The sequence below is a fragment of the Geobacillus sp. FSL W8-0026 genome (assembly GCF_037966255.1).
GTDB classification, from domain to species: Bacteria; Bacillota; Bacilli; order Bacillales; family Anoxybacillaceae; genus Geobacillus; species Geobacillus icigianus.
Genome location: NZ_CP150194.1, coordinates 1177287 through 1195342, shown reverse-complemented (window position 1 = coordinate 1195342; position 18056 = coordinate 1177287). Strand labels below are relative to the sequence as shown.

The following is an 18056-nucleotide window of genomic DNA, read 5'->3' as shown; positions in this document are numbered from 1 at the left end:
CGACCGGATGGCAGAAAGAAAGGGGCTCGCTCAATGGAGCCCCCTCTCCCGTCCCTTGTCCCTCTTGTTTCCCGCCGGTGTTGGTTTCCTTGAAACGAACGACGCCGCGCCTTCCCGTTCGCTTTACGGTTGCACCGTGCCGGTCGCCTCGTCCGGCTGAGCGGCCGTCCGTTTCATTTTCAGTTCAAAGTAAGCATCCAAAATGCGGCGGCCGATGCGGTTGTTAATGCCGTCGCTATTCCCTTGCGTCGCCCACGGGACGACAACCGCAAACGATACTTCTGGATTGTTATACGGGGCATAGCCGACGAGCGTCAAATTGTACGTCGAAGCTTGGCGCCGGCTTTGGATCGGGCCGTCATAAAACGCTTCGGCCGTCCCGGTTTTGCCAGCCGGCTTGTACGGGGCGTTGGCGAAATACGAATACGCCGTTCCGCCCGGCTCTTGCATCACACGGCGGAATCCTTCTTGCACCCGCTTGATGTATTCCGTCTTCATATCAATCCGGTTTAGCACAACCGGTTCAAACCGTTTCATGATTCGGCCAAGTTTTTTTCCGTCAGCCGACGGCTCACGAATTTCTTTGACAAGCTGCGGCTTCATTCGATAGCCGCCGTTGGCGATCGTCGAGACGTATTGCGCCAGCTGCATCGGCGTATACATATCGTACTGGCCGATGGCTAAGTCAAGCAAAAATCCGCCGCGCGTGCTTTGTCCTTGGAAGCCGCTAAGTTCGTTCGGCAAATCGATGCCCGTTTTCACGCCAAGGCCGAATTGGCTGAAATAGTGGCGAATCGTCGTAAATGCCTCTGGATTGATGCGAAGCGGCGCGTGCGGACGATACACACCGCCCCCGATGGCGATCGCTGTTTTGAACATATAGACGTTCGATGACTGCTTGAGCGCCGTCAGCTCGTTGATCGTCCCCATCGTCTTCCATGATTTTTTTACCGGGGTTCCTTTAATATACAGCGGCTCATCCTTGATATACGTATACGTATTCGGATGAAGCACCCCGGTTTGAAAGCCGGTGAGAACGGTCGCCCCTTTCACCGCCGATCCCATCGCATAGGCGGACGTGATGTTGCCGATGGCAAAGTCGACAAATTTGCCGTCTTGAAGAAGCTTGCCGGCCATCGCCAACACTTCGCCCGTCTTCGGGTTCATCATGACGACAAACGCCCGGTCCAAGAGCGGCGATCGGCCTTTGCGCTTCGTCGCCAGAATCTCTTGTTGAATGATTTGCTCAACCTTTTGCTGGAGCTCGGCATCAATGGTTAACACGAGGTCTTTGCCGCGCTCGCCTGGATACACTTGCTCAACCGAGATGACATTGCCCGATTTGTCAACAACGTTTTTCACTTTTGCCTTTTTGCCGTGCAGCACTTCTTCATACTGCATCTCCAAATAGCTTTTGCCGACGCGGTCATTGCGGCTGTAATCGCGCGCCAAAAAATAGTCAAGCCGCTCGCGCGGGACACCTTCGTCTTCTTCCGTCACGCTCCCGAGCACGGAGCGGAACGTTTTATCATAGACGTATTTCCGATCCCAATCCACCGTCGTGTTGACGCCGGGCAGCTCGCTTAAATGCTCGCTGACGACCGCGTATTCGCGATCGGTCACTCCTTTGCTTTTCACCGTCTGCGGCGTCAGCGCGTAGCCGCTCTGCATCTCATGCATAATGGCGATCACTTCAAGTTCGGATTTAGAGATTTGTGCCAAGTCCTGCTTGGTGATGCGCTCAAGCGTCCATTCGTACACCTTTTTGTCGATCTCTTTTTGCGTCCATCCTTGGTCAGCAAGTTTTTTCCGTTCTTGTTCATTCACTTTCTGTTTCGCTTCTTTGGGATGAGTCAAAATCCAATAATCTTTCATGTCGCGCTCGGTCACCTTTTTTTCGGCGTCCGGAATGTCGATATAGCGGGCGAGTTTTCTGGCCACCGCCAAAATTTCTTCCGGCTGGGTCGTTTTCGAGCGCGTGTACGTTATCGCCTTTTGTGGCGTATTGTCGACGATCACTTGGCCGAACCGGTCGTAAATTTTGCCGCGCGGCACCGGCGTGCTGACCACTTCATCCTGCGTTCGTTCCACTTCGCGGCGGTAGTCCTCCCCGTACACAATCTGCACGACGCCGAGGCGCAAAATCAGCGCCGAAAACAATAAAAAGACAAAGAAAAATAAAACGTTTAACCGAATCGGCACTTGCGCCCGCTTCTTCCGTTTCATTCCCCGGTCCTCCTTTCTCCTCTTCCCTATTGTAAAAGAAAAAAGCAGGCGTGGCTAGGGAAAAACATGGACAACGTTTTACACCGATGAGCCGCCGCGCTCATCGGCCAGCTTCGTCCGAAACAAGAGCGGCTCCGGCCGGTCCCGCTCCGGTTGGCCATCGGTGAAACGAATGCGGCGGACAAACCAGTAAATCACGAGATGTCCAGCCCCGCATACGAACATAAGCGCACGAATTCCGTTCTTTTCGCCAAACAAAGCCACCGCCGTCAAAAAGGCTAAAATCGACACTACCCGTCCGGCGTTTAAAAACAGTTCACGGACGACGATATACTCCACGCGCGCCTCTGCCGATTTCCAGCTTCTCCCGATCACATCAAATGTTAACGACGAGTAGGGAACGAGCAAAATCGGATAAGCGATGGCGATCGTCACGGCGTAAATGATCAAACGAGGGTAAGACGGCTGAAAGACAATGAGAAAGATGGCCGCATAGAGCAACAGTCCGCCCAATAAAATGGCTTTCATCCGATATTCCTGCTTCATTAGCCGGGAAACGGCATAGTAGGCGACAAACGATGTAAAGGAATTGACAAGCCCGTACTTGCCGAGCGCCCATTCACTGTTTGAGGTGACATACACCAGCACGGAGATGACAAACACAAACGACCCTTCACGCAGCCCTTGAAAAAAATGGGCGTTTGTAATCAACCGCCAATTCTCATTTTGGGTTCGTTCCTTTACAATGCGAAGAAACAAATATTTTCCCGCCGCTGTACGGTGCTTGAGAAAGAAGCTGAGCAGCACGGCGACAAGAAACAAGCCAAGCGACAGCGAAAAAACGAGCGTATACCCTTTTTGGCCGGTGAGCGATGAAATCACATAGCCGGCGACAATCGGTCCGATCATGCCAGCTGACGAGGTGAGCACTCCGAAAAAGCCGTTAAAAAAGTCGCGCGTTTCTGGTTCCGTAATTTCAAACGTCAACACGTTAAACGCCAGCCAATAAAAGCCATAACCAACCCCCAACAGCGCGCCGAGAACGAGCAAATATTGATGCGCTTTCGGGCCGACGAACAACACCGTGACAAAAAAAACGGCCAAACACGACACCCCAAGCCGCAGGATGAGAATGCGATCGATTTGTTTCGCCAGCCGGCCGGCGAATAGAAACGTCAGTGGCTGCATCGTGACGACCGCCAAATTATACAGCGCCAAGTCGCGGAAATCGCCGGTCTGTTTCCATAAATAAATGTTGACAAACGTATTGGACAGCGAGACAGCAAGCGCATAAAACCCGCCGATGCAAAGAAGCAGCAGCAAATCACGGTCGACCCGTTCTTGACCCAGCAATTTTTCGAACAATGACATCATAAAACTCCCCTTTTCGTCTATCCGGTAGTGTGGCCATTTCCGCTGCCGCTATGCACCCGCAACAAAGAAAACGGCCGCCGGTTCCCGGGCCGTTCGCGCCCATGCGAAACCGGCGACCGCCGAGGGTCGTGCCAACCATGAAAAAGCGGGGCGTTTTGTTTCGCCCCGCTTCGTTGATTACTTCGCTTTTGCTTCGCTGTACCGTTTCGCCACTTCGTCCCAGTTGACGACGTTCCAGAAAGCGGCGATGTATTCCGGACGGCGGTTTTGGTATTTCAAGTAGTACGCATGCTCCCAAACGTCCAAGCCGAGAATCGGCGTTTTGCCTTCCATGATCGGCGAGTCTTGGTTCGGCGTGCTCGTAATTTCCAGCTCGCCGTTGTTCACGACAAGCCACGCCCAGCCCGAGCCAAAACGGCCGGCCGCTGCTTTCGAAAACTCGTCTTTAAACGCGGCAAAGCTGCCGAATTTTTTGTTGATGGCTTCAGCCAGCTCACCCGTCGGCTCGCCGCCGCCGTTTGGCGACAAAATCGTCCAGAAGAGCGAGTGGTTCGCATGGCCGCCGCCGTTGTTGCGCACCGCGGTGCGGATGCTTTCCGGAAGGGCTTCCAAATTGCTGAGCAGTTCTTCGAGCGATTTGTTTTGCAAATCGGCATGCCCTTCCAACGCCGCATTCAAGTTGGTGACGTACGTGTTATGGTGCTTCGTGTGGTGAATGTTCATCGTTTCTTTGTCAATGTGCGGCTCAAGCGCATCGTACGGATACGGCAATGCTGGCAGTTCAAATGGCATACAATCTCCTCCTTTTACGGTTTATGTAGACGGACAAGACGACGTCCGTTTGAGACTAGCTTACCAAAGTTGGCACATTGTTTCAATCGATTTGCTCGTCCTCGTGTTGGCGCAAATTCAGGCGATTGTCCAAGATGTGCAAAGCCAAATCGAGGCCGCGGTGCAATCCATGAAAGAAAGCGCCCAACAACTCGATGAAACGAAAAAAACGTTCACGGAAAGCCGACAAGCCTTTCAAGAAATCACGACGATGGTCTCCCATTCATCGGCGCATACGCGGCAAATTTCTGAAACATTCGCCGCCATCGAACGGCAAATGAGCGACATGCGGGAACATATTACCGAGATTGCTACCGTAGCCCAGCAAATCGCTTCATCCATGGAGCAAATTTCGAATTTTACGGACGGTCAGCACCATGCCATGGCAGCCATTCGCTCCGAAGCCGACGCGCTGAATGATCGCGTGTCACATTGGCGCACCTTGCTTGACACGTTTTATCTCCCTTCCGACTAAAGCGGGAATATCCCGCTTGTTTCGTTCCAAAGTTGAATTCCTCCCCTTTCCTCGCTACAATGGAAAGGGAGGAAAAGAGAGGTGTGTCGATGATGAATGTATTTGCCCAGCTATGGAAAAGCTTATATTCGCCAAAAGATATCGCTCGTTTCCGTTTCCAAGGCATCGGCAAAACGATCGGTTATCTGTTTTTGCTCACTTTTTTCTCGGTGCTGCCGACGCTTTTCTACGGGGTCTTATCGTTAACGGAGGGGGTGCGGACAGCAAGCGCTCTGCTTCATCAAAGCCTTCCCTCTTTCACGATTGAAAACGGAGAGCTGTCCTCACCGGCCGCTCAGCCGATTCAGCTTGACCAAGACGGCTTTGTCATCATCTTTGACAGCACTGGCAGCGTGATCCCTGATGAGGTAGAACGATTCCCTAACGCCGTCGCGCTGTTGCGACATGAGGCGGTGCTCGTTGTCGGCCATCAGGCTCAGCATTACAGCTACGCGGCGTTTCCGGATGTTCGAATCACCGATCAAGACGTGCGCGCGTTTATTAGCGATTTGCAATCGCTACTCCCGGTTCTCGTCCCGCTTTTGGCGCTCATTGTTTATGTGCTCGCCTGCGCGGGGAAATTCATCAGCGTGTGCCTGCTCGCCTTGTTCGGCTTGCTGTTTTCCGGCATGCTTGCCAAAACGCTCCGCTACCGTCACACTTGGGTGATGTCGGCCTATGCCATTACGCTGTCAACCGTCTTTTTTACCATCATGGAATCGCTGCAAACGGCCGTCCCCTACGGAGCGCTAATCCATTGGCTCGTTTCCTTTATCGTCCTCTTTTTGGCCGTCAAAGAAGTGCCATCAACGAAACGAGAGAGATAAAAAAAGCTGCCTGTCAAATGCAGGACAGCTTTTTATGTTTACGCCGCTTTGTTTCTTTTCATGGGTCCACGGCGCGCGCGCCGACTTCCTGAAAAATGGCGGGCAAGCAAAGAAGAGGTGAGCCGGGCGGCCAAATTGAACAACAGAACCGCTACCATCAACACCGCCGCCGATTTGGCCGCGATTAGCTTCGCGTCCGGGACAATGCCTTCCGAATTCAATTTCCAAATATGCACGGTCAGCGTCTCGGCCGGCCGAAACACGTTCAGCGGGTGGGCCGAACTGCTCCAATCGGCATCCCACCGCAACATCGGCGTCGTCAACCCGGCGGTATAGATGAACACCGCCGCTTCGCCGAAAATGCGCCCCGCCGCCAAAATCACGCCGGTGACCATTTGCGGAATGGCAGCGGGAAGCACGGCCTTAACCAACGTCTGCCAGCGCGTTGCACCAAGGGCTAGACTGCCCTCGCGAATGCTGGCCGGCACATCCAAAATCGCTGTTTCGCAAATGCGCGTCAATCCAGGCAAATTGATGATCGTGACAGCCAGCGCCCCGCCAAGCAGCGTATAGCCCCAGCCCGTCAAGGTGACAAACGCCAACAGTCCGAACAGCCCGACAACAATCGACGGCAGCGAGGCCATCGCCTCCAAACAAAGGCGAATCATCCCGACGATCCGCCCCTGTTTGGCGTATTCCGCCAAGTACACTCCCGCTCCTAACGACAGTGGAACCGACAAAAACAACGCCACTCCCAGCAAATAAAACGAATTGATCAACTGGGGGCCGATGCCGCCGCCTGCTTGCGTATTGCTCGGCCGCCCGAACAGAAACTCAGGCTGCCAAAACCCCGCTCCTTTTGACAACACGACCGCGAAAAAGAAAACGAGCAGGCCGATGACGGCGGCAGCTACCGCATAGAAAATGCCCGTCCATACTTTATCAATCATGCGCGCTGTCATCTTATCGCTCCTTTCTTTGGCCGACCAACCGGATCACAGCAATGAAGAAAAACGAAATCAAGAGCAACAGGAACGCCAATGTCCATAGCGCGTTGTTCCATGGTGTCCCGTTGATCGTATTGGCCATATCCATCGTCAATATGCTCGTTAACGTCGCTGTCGGGCTGTCAAGCCCTGAAGGCAGCCTCATCGTATTGCCGATCACCATCTGCACAGCCAGCGCCTCACCAAACGCCCGCGCCAAGCCGAGAACGACGCCGGTGGCAATCCCAGTTTTCGCCGCCGGGACGATGACGCGGGAAATCGCCTGCCAGCGCGTGGAGCCAAGCCCGTACGACGCCTCCATATAGGCTTTCGGAACATTGGCCAAGGCGTCGGCGGCAATGCTAGTAATGGTTGGCAAAATCATCATGCCTAGCACGATGATGCCGGCCAGCAGGCTAAAGCCGGAGCCTCCGAACCACTCGCGCACGAGCGGAACGAGCAGCGTCACCCCCAGCCAACCGTACACCACCGACGGAATGCCGACAAGCAGCTCCAGCACCGGTTTGAGCAGCGAGACGAGCCATTTCGGCGCGATGAAATTCATAAAAATCGCCAACGCCAACGCGAGCGGCGCACTGACCAACAAAGCGCCAAGCGAAACGAGCATCGAGCCGACGATAAAAATGAGCGCTCCATATTTTGGCGGCGTGCCGTTCGGGTCCCAGTGCGCCGAAAGCAACATATCAGAAAGTGACAAACCGCTGTCTGTAAAGGACTGAATCCCTTTTGCCGCTAAAAAGACGATCATCGTCACCGTAATCAAAACGATCAGCCAGCCGCAGATGCCGGCGAACGTTCGTCCCATCCATTCTTCAAGCCGGCGATGTCGCCGTTTTGCATACGTTGGCTGCATAGTGTCTCCCCTCCATGGGCAAAGGCCGGCCCAAGGAGCCGGCCTCGCCTTTCTTTACTCCAATTCCGTCATCGGAATATAGCCCATCTGTTTTACAGTCGACGCAAATTCCTCACTCTTGACAAAATCGATAAACGCTCGCACTTCATCCTTCGCTTCCCCTTTGGTAATCATGTATTCATACGACCAAAACGGATATTTTTCCGTGCGAATGTTCTCCACTGTCGGTTCTGCGCCGTTAATCTTGACCGTCTTCAAGTTTTTCTTTTCCCCGATTAAATACGACATCGCTACATAGCTGACAGCGCCCGGCGTTGAACTGATCGCCTGCTCGACCGCTCCGTTAGAATCTTGCACCGTGCCGATCGCATCGTTGATTTTTACGTCTTTCATGACCGTTTTCTCAAACGTCGCCCGCGTTCCCGATGATGCCGGGCGGTTGATCACGTGAATAGCTTCATCCGATCCGCCGACTTCTTTCCAGTTTTTGATCTTGCCACTGAAAATCCCTTGAATTTGTTCCGTTGTTAAATTATCGATTTTCACATCGTCGTTGACCACAATGGCAAAGGCGATGCCCGCCACTTTATGGTCAATGAGTTCTGACGCTTTCGATTTGTCGTCGAGTTTTTCCGCCGCCGGCACATCCGAGTTGCCGATTTGTACAGCACCGGCTGCCACTTGGTTCACGCCCGTGCCGCTGCCGCCGCCTTGAACGGTGATCGACACGTCCGGATATTTTTCCATAAACGCGTTCGCCGCTTCTTCGGCCAGCGGCTGAAGCGCGGTGGATCCCGCTAAGCTGATCGTACCGGAGTACGTTTCCTCTTTTTTGGCGCCCCCTTCATTGCTGCCGGCGCTGCTGCTGTTGTTGTTGTCCGTTTGCCCGCAGCCGGCCAGCGCGCCGGTCATCAGCAAGGCAGCCAATCCGAATTTCACTCGTTTACTCCACATTCAGAAATCCCCCCGTTTTGTTTTCGTACGTCCCGCGTACAAGTTGATTGTAGCGTGGCATTGTTAGTCTCTTATAAAGCGATCGTTAAGTTTGTGTAAAGGAGCCCGTGCCAGCAGCAGACCGATGCACCAAAAAAGCATATTTTCTTTGGACAAGCATACAAATGATAACAACGGATACGCCCAAGCGGAGGAAGCGCCATGAAAAAACTCATCCTCGTTCTTATCCTGTCGTTGGCCAGTTATATCGTTTACCGGGATCTTTCCATCGGAACCTTCCCAGTCCCGGCTCAAACAACGGCGGCAACCGTCCAACCGAAGCCGGTCAAAATTCCGTACCGAACGGTCACCGTTCGCCCCGGTGACACACTATTGTCCATCGTCGAACAAGAACGAAACGGCCCGATTCCCGTGCCGCTCGAACAGCTGATCCGCGACTTTGAGCGGCTGAATCCCGGCGAGCGCGCCCAAACGCTACAGATCGGGAAAACGTATAAAGTGCCGATCTACCGCTGAACGGCAGATCGCTTGTCAAACGGGCGACGACACTGATACAATAAGGCAGAAAGCGACTTGAATGTTAAAGGAGCGATTCCCGTGGGTGAAATCATCCATCGTTCAAAAACGCGGCCGGTCCGCGTCGGTCCGCTGACGATCGGCGGCAGCAACGAAGTCATCATCCAAAGCATGACGACAACGAAAACGCACGATGTCGACGCGACGGTGGCGCAAATCCATCGGCTCGAGGAAGCCGGCTGCCAAGTCGTCCGCGTCGCCTGTCCCGATGAGCGGGCGGCCGCGGCGATCCCTGAAATCAAAAAGCGCATCAACATTCCGCTTGTCGCCGACATCCACTTTGACTATAAATTGGCGTTAAAGGCGATCGAGGGAGGCGTTGACAAAATTCGCATCAACCCGGGCAACATCGGGCGGCGCGAGAAGGTGGAAGCGGTCGTCAAAGCCGCCAAAGAGCGCGGCGTGCCGATCCGCATCGGTGTCAACGCCGGGTCGCTTGAGAAACGCATTTTAGAGAAATACGGCTATCCGACCGCCGACGGCATGGTCGAGAGCGCCTTGTACCATATCCGCATTTTGGAGGAGCTCGATTTTCACGATATTATCGTTTCGTTAAAAGCGTCCGATGTCCGTCTCGCCATTGAAGCGTATGAAAAAGCGGCGCGCACGTTTGATTATCCACTTCACGTCGGCATTACCGAAGCCGGGACGCTCTTTTCCGGCACGATTAAAAGCGCGGTCGGGCTCGGGGCCATTTTAAGCAAAGGCATCGGCAATACGATCCGCGTTTCCTTAAGCGCCGACCCGGTTGAAGAGGTGAAAGTGGCGCGCGAAATTTTAAAAACGTTCGGGCTCGCTTCCAATGCCGCGACGCTCATTTCCTGCCCGACGTGCGGGCGGATCGAGATCGACTTGATCAGCATCGCCAATGAAATCGAGGATTATATCGCCAAAATCAAGGCGCCGATCAAAGTCGCCGTGCTCGGCTGCGCCGTCAACGGGCCGGGCGAAGCGCGCGAAGCCGACATCGGCATCGCTGGCGCCCGCGGCGAAGGGCTGCTGTTCCGCCACGGCAAAATCGTCCGCAAAGTGCCGGAAGAGCAGATGGTCGAAGAGCTGAAAAAAGAAGTCGACAAACTGGCCGAGGAATATTTTGCAAAACAAAAGGAAAAAGCAGCTGCGCTGAAAGGCGGCGGTCTAGAAGGCCGGTGAACGACGTTCGCTTCCCTTATGATTGAAAAACAGGAGCGATGCGACAAGGTTTTTCTAGATGGCAAAGCGGTATCGCTGAGTAATCATCGGACTCCCAGAAGGTCGGTCCCCTTATGAGTGGCAACAAGGCGTGTCGAATTGAGAAATGACACGGTTAAAGCCGTGTCCACGATCAAATCACCAGCCTCCTAGAAGGCTGGTGAAAAACAGCAACCGCCCCTAGCCCACGGCGGATGACGTGAAACGAGAAGCCCGTGCCACAAAGGTTCTCCATTTGAGAAACAAGGCGGTGAAGCAACCCATCCCTTTCAGCACCACCCGCCTAGAAGGCCGGTGAAAAACCGCTGTCGCATACCAATCAACGGCATTTTCATTCAAAAAAGAAAGCTGATTCTGCAAAGTTTCTCTAATTGAGAAATGGGTGGAATCAGCAACATTTTACACGAAATCACCGGCCTCCTAGAGTAGCCGAAGCGCGGCCGATAGACCAACGCGAAAAAGGGCGTCCCTTGGACGGGGACACCCTTGCTTTTTTTACGAGTAAAACGGCATAATAAACAGGCGGACGAGAATCGCGATGACGCCGATCCCGATCGCCCACGCTCCGAGCGTTTCCGCTCCGCGCCGGCGCGCGATAAAACCGACAATGATGCCGGCCGCTCCCAACAAAATGGGCCAAATAAACAAAGCGATGATGGACAACGCCAAGGCGAGCCATCCAAGCCCGGTGCCATCGGCGCGCTCTTCGTCCCGCTCATCGCGGCGGCGAATCGGCTCGGCCATTTCAGCAGCGGTTTCTTCCATGAACGGGCGTTCAGGTTCTTCTTTTCCAATCGATTGCACGTAGTTTCCATTATACGTGCGCTCGCGATCATCTGCCATATGCTTCCCTCGCTTTCCTAAAGTAAGGAGCATTCTTAGTATGGGAAAGCGGCGCCATTTTATCGTTGTGAATATTTTCTAAAAGGGGGATATAGCGATGAAACAACGGCTCGGTCTTGACATCGACGGCACTGTGACATGCCCAACTACCTTCATTCCTTATTTAAATGAGGCGTTTGGCAAGCCGCTGGCCTTCACCGATATTACTCAATATCATTTAGCTCCGCTGTATGGGGTGACGGACGAGGAAATGGACCGTTGGCTTGAAGAAAACGAGGCAGACATTTATGAGCGGGCTCCGCTCGCTCGCTACGCCCTCGAAGTGATCGACAGCTGGAAAGACCGGTATGAACTGTACTACATCAGCGCGCGCGGCCGTCATTTGCACAAGCTTACCGAGCGCTGGTTCCAGCGGCATGGCGTTCATTACCATCATATTGAACTGCTCGGCTCGCACGATAAACTTGACGCCGTCCGCCGTTACCAGCTCGCCGCCTTTTTCGAAGACAACTACGACAACGCTTGCGCCATCGCCGAACAATGCGGCATCCCGGTCATTTTGTTTGACACCCCTTACAACCAAGGACCGCTTCCGGAAAACGTCATCCGCGTCCGCAACTGGCTCCAAGCGAAGCGCGAAATCGAGCGGCGCCTTTCTCCTTCCCCATAAAACAAGAGGGTGTCCCAAAAGGATCGGGATACCCTCTTTCGTTGCTATCTACGTGCTGACTGCTTCTGCCATACTTTGTGCCTATTTTGAAGGCAGACAACCTTTTGGGTCAGCCCCGTTGTTGACACTGCGGGCACGTTCCGTAAATTTCGAATTTATGATCAGCGATTTCATACCCATCGAGTTCGATAGCCAGCCGATCCATCGGGCAGGCGTCAATTTCCTTCGTCTTGCCGCAGCGAGTGCAAATGAAGTGGTGATGATGGCGATGAGCGTCGCAGGCAAAGCGGAAATGCTTTTCCCCGGACAGCTCCGTCATTTCCAAAAGGCCAAGCCAAGCAAAGAGCGCCAAATTGCGGTAGACCGTATCCATGCTCAAGCCCGGATAAAGTGGGCGAAGCGCTTCAAGCACGTCTTTCGCCGTTACATATTTGTCGCTTTCGGCAAGCAGCTCGAGCATTTGTCGCCGTTTTTCCGTATATTTGAACCCTTTTTCTTTCATGAATTGCAGCGCTTCGTTGACGTTCATCAACGCCGCCTCCTTTTCCAGCCCAAAACGAGAAGCAACAGAACGACCGCCGTCATGACAATCGTCCCGCCTGGCGCCCAGTCGAGCTCATACGCCGCCCAAAGCCCAGCGATGACCGCCAGCTCGCCAAACAGCACGGAAAAAGCGATGGCTTGGCGGAAACTTTTCGCCACGCGGATGCTCGCCGCGACCGGCAGCGTCATCAGCGAAGAAATGAGAAGGACGCCGACAATGCGCATGGACGCCGCGATGACAAGCGCCACCAACAAAATAAACAAAAAGTGGATGAGCTTGACGCGCACGCCGGAAACGCGGGCATACTCTTCATCAAACGAAAGAAGAAACAGCTCCTTATAAAACACCGCAATCACCAACGCCACGGCGAGCGCCACCGCCAGCACGGTCCACACGTCCGTTCGACTGACAGCGCTAACGCTGCCAAATAAATATGAAAACAAATCGGTGGTAAACCCGTTGGCGATGGAAATCAATATGACGCCAAGGCCGATGCCCGCCGATAAAATGATCGGAATGGCGAGCTCTTCATAATGACGGTAGACGGTTCGCAGTTTCTCAATAAACAACGAGCCGAGCACCGAAAAGCTCATTCCGATGTAAAGAGGATTCCAACCGGCCGCAGCCGTTGCCGTTTTTCCAAGCAACAGCCCCGCGGCGATGCCGGCGAGCGTCACATGGCTCAACGCATCCGCAATTAGTGATAACCGCCGCACGACAATAAACACGCCAAGCAGCGGCGCGGCAAACCCGAGCAAAACGCCGGCAAAAAACGCATTGCGTAAAAACTCATAGTGCCAAATGGCTTCCCACACCCGTCATTCCTCCATCGTCATCATTTCCTGCCAAGGGCCCGCGTGGAAACAAACGATTCCGTTTTTTGAAGCGTTGCTATTCAAAAGGGGCGAACGGCTCTGGACCGCTGTTCCGTGTTTCGCCGCTCTCGTTAATGCCCGTGGCAAAGAACGCGAAGCGAATGGCCGTAAAACCGGGAAATCGCCTCATCGCCGAGCTGCGCAAACTCTTCCGTATTTCCATGAAAATAAAGGCGCTTGTTCAAGCAGGCGATATGGGTCACGCGGTCAGTGATCGTTCCGATGTCATGCGTCACTAATATGAGCGTTAAGCCGCGGCGGTTCAAATCGCCAAGCAGCTCATAAAACTCTTGCACATGGCGCGCATCGACCCCGACGGTCGGCTCATCCAAAATGAGCAACTCCGGTTCGCTCGCCAGCGCCCGGGCAATAAAGACTCGCTGCTGCTGGCCGCCAGACAGCTCACCGATATTGCGCTTCGCCAAGCCCGCTAGGCCAACCGCTGCAAGCGCCGCTTCGGCCGCCCGGTAGTCCTCGCGCCGCAACGCCCGGAACAAGCCGCGCTTCGCCGCCAATCCGCTCGTCACGACCTCTTCCACCGTTGCCGGAAACCCGCGGTTAAAGCTGTTCGCTTTTTGCGATACAAACCCGATCCGCTGCCACGCCCGAAACGACTCGACCGGCTCGCCGAACAAGAAAATGCGTCCGCTGGTCGGCTTTAACAAACCGAGCACACATTTCAACAGCGTTGATTTCCCCGAACCGTTCGGCCCTACGAGCCCCAAAAACGCTCCTTTTTGCACGGACAAATCGATGTGCTCTAGCACGTCTTCTTTTTCATAGCGAAACGATACATCTTCTACTTGCACAACAGGCCGTTGTTCCATAACTGGTCTCCCTCAGCAATTCAGAATCATTACGATTTTCCCCTATGGGCCAGTATAGACGATCGCGCCGCGTTTGTAAACTCAATGAATCGCCGATTTGAAACGAGCGCCGCGCACTTCATGCGTCGCCATAATGGTGATGAAGGCGTTGGGATCGATTTCATTGACAATCGCCTTTAGCTTGCTTACCTCGAGCCGAGTCACGACCGCGTAAATAATCTCTTTTTGCTCGTCCGTATAGCCACCTTTGCCGATCAGCTTCGTCGTCCCGCGACCCAAGCGATGCAAAATGGCGTCGGAAATTTCTTCATAATAGTCGGTGACAATAAAAGCCGCCCTTGTTTCATCAAGCCCTTCGATCACCGCATCGATCGTTTTCGAAGCGATGTAATACGTCATCACCGAATACATCGCCGATTCAATCCCGAGCACAAACGCCGCCCACCCGAAAATAAACACATTGACAAACATGACGAATTCGCCGACAGAAAACGGGATCTTTTTCGTCAAGAGGATGCCCAAAATTTCCGTTCCATCGAGTGATCCTCCGTGGCGGATGACGAGCCCGACGCCAAGCCCGAGCGCCAAACCGCCGAACACGGTCGCCAAAATCGGCTCGGTCGTCAGCGGGGAAAAATGATGAAACAGCCGTTCCGTGGCGCCGAGAACAAAGACGCCCAAAATGGTCGATAACATGAACGTTTTGCCGATTTGCTTGTAGCCGAAATACATAAACGGGGCGTTCAAGAGGATGACAAGCGTGGCGAAATTCAGCAGCCGCCATTCGTCCGGAATGACATAATCCAAAATCAGCGAGACACCGATAATGCCGCCATCAATCATTTTGTTCGGAACGAGCAGCCGCTCAATGGCAAACGCCGCCAAAGAGGCGCCGATAGCGATCATCAGCACCCGATACATCACGTGGCCGAACGGTTCTTTTTTATGTTGTTTGACTCCCAAACTTCTCTCCCATCCTTTCTGTTCTGTGTAAATGACCCGGGCTGTGCGCATCGTCAAACGCTTGAGGACGTCGGGCTTCCCTTCCCGTTTGCTAGGAGGCTGGTGATGGACTCGTCGATGCGGCTTTACCATGTCATTTCTCAATTCGAAACATCTTGCTGCATCGGTCCTGTTTTTCACTCGCTCTCCCATTGATGAAGCGAAGCAGCGGTTTTTCACCAGCCTTCAAGGCACCGGCGCTGAAGAAGAACCTTTTTTATTATACCATACACGTCTTTTCCATTCACGTCATATGATGGGAGCAGAAGCAAGGAGGCGGCTGCGATGAATGTGTATCACCAACTTGTCAGGCAAAAGCTGAAAACGATCACTCCTGAGGAGCTCGTTGCCTACAGCCATCGTTACGGTTTGGCGATTACGATCAAACAAGCGCAAACCATTCTCGATCTCGCCCGCACGAATGACATTAACGTCTTTGACCCGCAAGAACGGAAAAAGTGGGTGCGCGAGTTGGCCAAAATTACGTCACCCGAGATCGCTAGGAAAGCGAACGAACTATTTTTGCAATTTATGAAAAAAAAGTAAAAAAGGGCGAAACGCCCTTTTTTATTGCCCTTCAGCCATGATTTTTTCAAGAAGCTGGGCATCGAATGCCTGTGTGCGCAGCATGGCGATTTCATGCTTGTACGGTGGCTTTTTGTTGGTTTTATCTTCGCCGACGTAAGGCGTCTCTAAAATTTTCGGAATCGAGGAAAGCTGCGGATGATGGACGATGTAGTTGAGCGCGGCAAACCCGATGTAGCCAAAACCGATGTTTTCGTGGCGGTCTTTTTGGCTTCCGCGCGGGTTTTTGCTGTCATTGATGTGCAGCACTTTGAGCCGCTCCAGTCCGATGATCCGATCAAACTCAGCCAGAACGCCGTCGAAATCGTTGACGATGTCGTAGCCGGCGTCATGCGTATGGCACGTGTCAAAGCAGACAGACAGTTTGTCATTGTGCGTGACGCCGTCAATAATATAAGCGAGCTCCTCAAACGTGCGCCCGCATTCCGACCCTTTGCCGGCCATCGTTTCAAGGGCGATCTCCACCGTCTGCTCGCGCGTCAACACTTCGTTCAGCCCGCGGATGATTTGCCGAAGCCCGGCTTCCACGCCAGCGCCGACGTGGGCGCCCGGATGGAGGACGAGCTGTTTTGCGCCGATGGCTTCCGTCCGCTCGATCTCGGCGCGCAAAAACTCAACACCGAGCGCAAACGTATCGGCATTGACCGTATTGCCAATGTTGATAATATACGGAGCATGGACGACAATGTCCTCAATGCCGTGCGCTTTCATGTGCGCGCGCCCGGCTTCGATATTGAGCTCTTCAATCGCTTTGCGCCTTGTGTTTTGCGGCGCTCCGGTGTAAATCATAAACGTGTTCGCGCCATACGATGCCGCCTCCTCACTGGCGGCAAGCAACATTTTTTTTCCGCTCATGGACACGTGTGATCCGATTTTTACCATTTGTCATTCTCTCCCTTTTCTGTCCGCGCCGGCTATGACTGTTTGAAGCGCCCCAACCGCTTCCTTTTCTTCTCTAGCTCGGCGCGCAGCTTTTTCTTATAGCCGGGCTTGACTCGCTTCGCTTTTTTCATCTTGTCAACAAGCAGCGCCAGCTCATCGCGCTTTTCGTCCGCCCGCTTGCTCCGCCGATTCCATGGGGGCAGCTCCTTCCACTCCCCGCGCACGAGATCGCGATGGACAAAGGCGATACCCATTTTTTCCAACCGGGCGATGGCGTCTTGATCGGACGGCTCATAAATCGTCATCGCCACCCCGCTATAACCGGCGCGCGCCGTCCGCCCAGCTCGATGGATATAAAACGACAAGTCCTCCGGCAGCTCATAATTGATGACGTGGCTGACGCCTTCGATATCAATGCCGCGCGCTGCTAGGTCGGTGGCGACGACGTACTGAAACGCTAAGTCACGGATTTGGCTCATCATCTTTTTCCGTTCGCGCGGCGTCAAATCCCCATGGAGGACGCCTACTTTCAGCCCTTGTTCCGCGAGACGGTCGGCGATGTCATCCGCCATCTTTCGCGTATTGGCAAACACGATGGCCAAATACGGATTGGAGCTGACCAATACGTCATAAAGAAGCGTTACCTTGTCCCGTCCGCGCAGCGGAATGAGCACGTGTTCGATCTGCTCGTTGGCAACCTGCTTCGGAGCGACATGGACAAAGGTTGGATTTTCCATATATTTTTTCAAAAACGGTCGCAGCTTTTCCGGGATCGTCGCCGAAAAGACGAGCATTTGCAGCTCTTTCGGCATCCGCGCGGCAATTTGATCGACGTCGACGAGAAACCCGAGATCGAGCATCAAATCCGCCTCGTCGACCACAAGGATGCGAGCGGTGTGCACATCAAGCGCCTGTTCGCGAATAAAATCGTTGATGCGGCCCGGCGTACCGATGACGATATGCGGAGGCACATGAAGCTTTTCGAGCGCTTTTTGTTTATCCGTCCCCCCGATGAGACAGCGGACGACAATCATGCGATCTTTTGGACAAAACTTTGTTATTTTCAGCGTTTCGTGGTAAATTTGCGTCGCCAGCTCGCGGGTCGGTGCGGTGATCACCGCTTGCACCTCGGCGCGCTTCGGGTCGATCTTCTCTATGATCGGCAATAAATAGGCGTGCGTTTTCCCCGTTCCGGTTTGCGACTGTCCGACCATGCTTTCGCCGCGCAATACCTTGGGAATCACGCGCTCTTGAATTTCCGTCGGCTGATAAAAGCGAAGCGCGTTGATCGCTTCGATCAGAAACGGCTGAAACGGGAAACGGGAAAATAGTGTCTCGGCCATTTCACATCACTCCCTTCTTTGCGTACGCCCTTTGTTCGCTTCACCATTATAGCGAATGTCTGCCGCCGGCCGCAACTCAAGGGGTAGTCAACGAAAAACCTTTCCTTTCCCGCGCGCATAGGTTAGAACGAG

General features: G+C 53.7%; 19 protein-coding genes. 6 read left to right on the top strand and 13 right to left on the bottom strand.

Features of this window, described 5'->3' with window-relative positions:
- Positions 1-123 precede the first annotated feature (123 nt).
- The 3 genes from NST29_RS06030 to sodA form a co-directional block, all read right to left on the bottom strand.
- Positions 124-2226, bottom strand: a complete 2103-nt coding sequence (locus NST29_RS06030; RefSeq protein ID WP_339232825.1) for a penicillin-binding protein 2 — start codon at positions 2224-2226, stop codon at positions 124-126.
- A gap of 78 nt (positions 2227-2304) precedes the next feature.
- The gene (locus NST29_RS06025) at positions 2305-3597 is read right to left on the bottom strand and encodes an MFS transporter (protein ID WP_033018969.1); all 1293 of its coding nucleotides are present in this window, start codon (positions 3595-3597) and stop codon (positions 2305-2307) included.
- A 180-nt stretch (positions 3598-3777) separates the two neighbouring features.
- A complete protein-coding gene (gene sodA, locus NST29_RS06020) occupies positions 3778-4392 on the bottom strand; it encodes a superoxide dismutase SodA (protein WP_033018968.1) in 615 nt (204 codons plus the stop codon).
- A gap of 49 nt (positions 4393-4441) precedes the next feature.
- Here sodA and NST29_RS06015 point away from each other — a divergent pair, with 49 nt between their 5' ends.
- Positions 4442-4906 carry a methyl-accepting chemotaxis protein gene (locus tag NST29_RS06015; protein WP_033844185.1) on the top strand — a complete coding sequence of 155 codons (465 nt, stop codon included), beginning with the start codon at positions 4442-4444 and terminating at the stop codon, positions 4904-4906.
- Between the two features lie 92 nt (positions 4907-4998).
- Entirely contained in the window at positions 4999-5772 is a 774-nt protein-coding gene (locus NST29_RS06010) for a DUF1189 domain-containing protein (protein WP_033019012.1), read from the top strand.
- Between the two features lie 38 nt (positions 5773-5810).
- Here NST29_RS06010 and pstA read toward each other — a convergent pair whose 3' ends face one another.
- Genes pstA through NST29_RS05995 form a run of 3 tightly spaced genes read right to left on the bottom strand, consistent with a single transcriptional unit; the run spans position 5811 to position 8586 of the window.
- Positions 5811-6734: a phosphate ABC transporter permease PstA gene (gene pstA / locus NST29_RS06005; RefSeq protein WP_033018966.1), complete on the bottom strand. Its 924-nt coding sequence runs from the start codon at positions 6732-6734 to the stop codon at positions 5811-5813.
- Position 6735: 1 nt separating this feature from the next.
- Positions 6736-7632: a phosphate ABC transporter permease subunit PstC gene (gene pstC, locus NST29_RS06000; protein ID WP_033018965.1), complete on the bottom strand. Its 897-nt coding sequence runs from the start codon at positions 7630-7632 to the stop codon at positions 6736-6738.
- Between the two features lie 54 nt (positions 7633-7686).
- On the bottom strand, positions 7687-8586 hold the full coding sequence (locus NST29_RS05995; RefSeq protein ID WP_033018964.1) for a phosphate ABC transporter substrate-binding protein PstS family protein: 900 nt from the start codon (positions 8584-8586) through the stop codon (positions 7687-7689).
- A gap of 201 nt (positions 8587-8787) precedes the next feature.
- Between NST29_RS05995 and NST29_RS05990 the strand changes: the two genes are divergently transcribed.
- Together NST29_RS05990 and ispG are read left to right on the top strand one after the other, a co-directional pair.
- The gene (locus NST29_RS05990; protein WP_033018963.1) at positions 8788-9102 is read left to right on the top strand and encodes a hypothetical protein; all 315 of its coding nucleotides are present in this window, start codon (positions 8788-8790) and stop codon (positions 9100-9102) included.
- An 81-nt stretch (positions 9103-9183) separates the two neighbouring features.
- A complete protein-coding gene (ispG, locus tag NST29_RS05985; protein WP_033018962.1) occupies positions 9184-10314 on the top strand; it encodes a flavodoxin-dependent (E)-4-hydroxy-3-methylbut-2-enyl-diphosphate synthase in 1131 nt (376 codons plus the stop codon).
- 534 nt (positions 10315-10848) lie between these two features.
- On the opposite strand, the gene NST29_RS05980 is transcribed toward ispG, so the two are convergent.
- Positions 10849-11196 carry a hypothetical protein gene (locus tag NST29_RS05980; protein WP_033018961.1) on the bottom strand — a complete coding sequence of 116 codons (348 nt, stop codon included), beginning with the start codon at positions 11194-11196 and terminating at the stop codon, positions 10849-10851.
- A 97-nt stretch (positions 11197-11293) separates the two neighbouring features.
- On the opposite strand from NST29_RS05980, the gene NST29_RS05975 reads away from it, so the two are divergent.
- Positions 11294-11866 carry a nucleotidase gene (locus tag NST29_RS05975; RefSeq protein WP_033018960.1) on the top strand — a complete coding sequence of 191 codons (573 nt, stop codon included), beginning with the start codon at positions 11294-11296 and terminating at the stop codon, positions 11864-11866.
- A gap of 109 nt (positions 11867-11975) precedes the next feature.
- On the opposite strand, the gene NST29_RS05970 is transcribed toward NST29_RS05975, so the two are convergent.
- From NST29_RS05970 to NST29_RS05955, 4 genes are all read right to left on the bottom strand, one after another.
- Positions 11976-12395, bottom strand: a complete 420-nt coding sequence (locus tag NST29_RS05970) for a Fur family transcriptional regulator (protein ID WP_033018959.1) — start codon at positions 12393-12395, stop codon at positions 11976-11978.
- The gene (locus NST29_RS05965) at positions 12395-13225 is read right to left on the bottom strand and encodes a metal ABC transporter permease (RefSeq protein ID WP_033018958.1); all 831 of its coding nucleotides are present in this window, start codon (positions 13223-13225) and stop codon (positions 12395-12397) included. Before NST29_RS05965 ends, NST29_RS05970 begins: the two co-directional genes overlap by 1 nt.
- A 131-nt stretch (positions 13226-13356) precedes the next feature.
- Positions 13357-14112, bottom strand: coding sequence for a metal ABC transporter ATP-binding protein (locus NST29_RS05960; RefSeq protein ID WP_033018957.1), 756 nt, complete (start codon positions 14110-14112; stop codon positions 13357-13359).
- Positions 14113-14193: 81 nt separating this feature from the next.
- Positions 14194-15075, bottom strand: a complete 882-nt coding sequence (locus tag NST29_RS05955) for a YitT family protein (protein WP_033019010.1) — start codon at positions 15073-15075, stop codon at positions 14194-14196.
- Positions 15076-15399: 324 nt separating this feature from the next.
- Between NST29_RS05955 and NST29_RS05950 the strand changes: the two genes are divergently transcribed.
- Positions 15400-15660 (top strand): DUF2624 domain-containing protein, encoded by a 261-nt coding sequence (locus NST29_RS05950; protein ID WP_033018956.1) that lies wholly within the window; start codon positions 15400-15402, stop codon positions 15658-15660.
- Between the two features lie 21 nt (positions 15661-15681).
- Here the strand turns inward: NST29_RS05950 and NST29_RS05945 are convergent, their stop codons facing one another.
- Complete coding sequence (locus NST29_RS05945) at positions 15682-16581, bottom strand: deoxyribonuclease IV (protein WP_033018955.1); 900 nt, start codon at positions 16579-16581, stop codon at positions 15682-15684.
- A 32-nt stretch (positions 16582-16613) separates the two neighbouring features.
- On the bottom strand, positions 16614-17924 hold the full coding sequence (locus tag NST29_RS05940; protein ID WP_339232822.1) for a DEAD/DEAH box helicase: 1311 nt from the start codon (positions 17922-17924) through the stop codon (positions 16614-16616).
- Between the last annotated feature and the right edge of the window lie 132 nt (positions 17925-18056).

Bases quoted from the DNA above. Each gene is read 5' to 3' on its own strand.
- NST29_RS05960 (WP_033018957.1), bottom strand. From the start codon at position 14,112: ATGGAACAACGGCCTGTTGTGCAAGTAGAAGATGTATCGTTTCGCTAT.
- NST29_RS05940 (WP_339232822.1), bottom strand. From the start codon at position 17,924: ATGGCCGAGACACTATTTTCCCGTTTCCCGTTTCAGCCGTTTCTGATC.
- NST29_RS05945 (WP_033018955.1), bottom strand. From the start codon at position 16,581: ATGGTAAAAATCGGATCACACGTGTCCATGAGCGGAAAAAAAATGTTG.
- pstA (WP_033018966.1), bottom strand. From the start codon at position 6,734: ATGACAGCGCGCATGATTGATAAAGTATGGACGGGCATTTTCTATGCG.
- sodA (WP_033018968.1), bottom strand. From the start codon at position 4,392: ATGCCATTTGAACTGCCAGCATTGCCGTATCCGTACGATGCGCTTGAG.
- NST29_RS06030 (WP_339232825.1), bottom strand. From the start codon at position 2,226: ATGAAACGGAAGAAGCGGGCGCAAGTGCCGATTCGGTTAAACGTTTTA.
- NST29_RS06025 (WP_033018969.1), bottom strand. From the start codon at position 3,597: ATGTCATTGTTCGAAAAATTGCTGGGTCAAGAACGGGTCGACCGTGAT.
- NST29_RS05975 (WP_033018960.1), top strand. From the start codon at position 11,294: ATGAAACAACGGCTCGGTCTTGACATCGACGGCACTGTGACATGCCCA.
- pstC (WP_033018965.1), bottom strand. From the start codon at position 7,632: ATGCAGCCAACGTATGCAAAACGGCGACATCGCCGGCTTGAAGAATGG.
- NST29_RS05980 (WP_033018961.1), bottom strand. From the start codon at position 11,196: ATGGCAGATGATCGCGAGCGCACGTATAATGGAAACTACGTGCAATCG.
- NST29_RS05990 (WP_033018963.1), top strand. From the start codon at position 8,788: ATGAAAAAACTCATCCTCGTTCTTATCCTGTCGTTGGCCAGTTATATC.
- NST29_RS05950 (WP_033018956.1), top strand. From the start codon at position 15,400: ATGAATGTGTATCACCAACTTGTCAGGCAAAAGCTGAAAACGATCACT.
- NST29_RS06010 (WP_033019012.1), top strand. From the start codon at position 4,999: ATGAATGTATTTGCCCAGCTATGGAAAAGCTTATATTCGCCAAAAGAT.
- NST29_RS05970 (WP_033018959.1), bottom strand. From the start codon at position 12,395: ATGAACGTCAACGAAGCGCTGCAATTCATGAAAGAAAAAGGGTTCAAA.
- NST29_RS05995 (WP_033018964.1), bottom strand. From the start codon at position 8,586: ATGTGGAGTAAACGAGTGAAATTCGGATTGGCTGCCTTGCTGATGACC.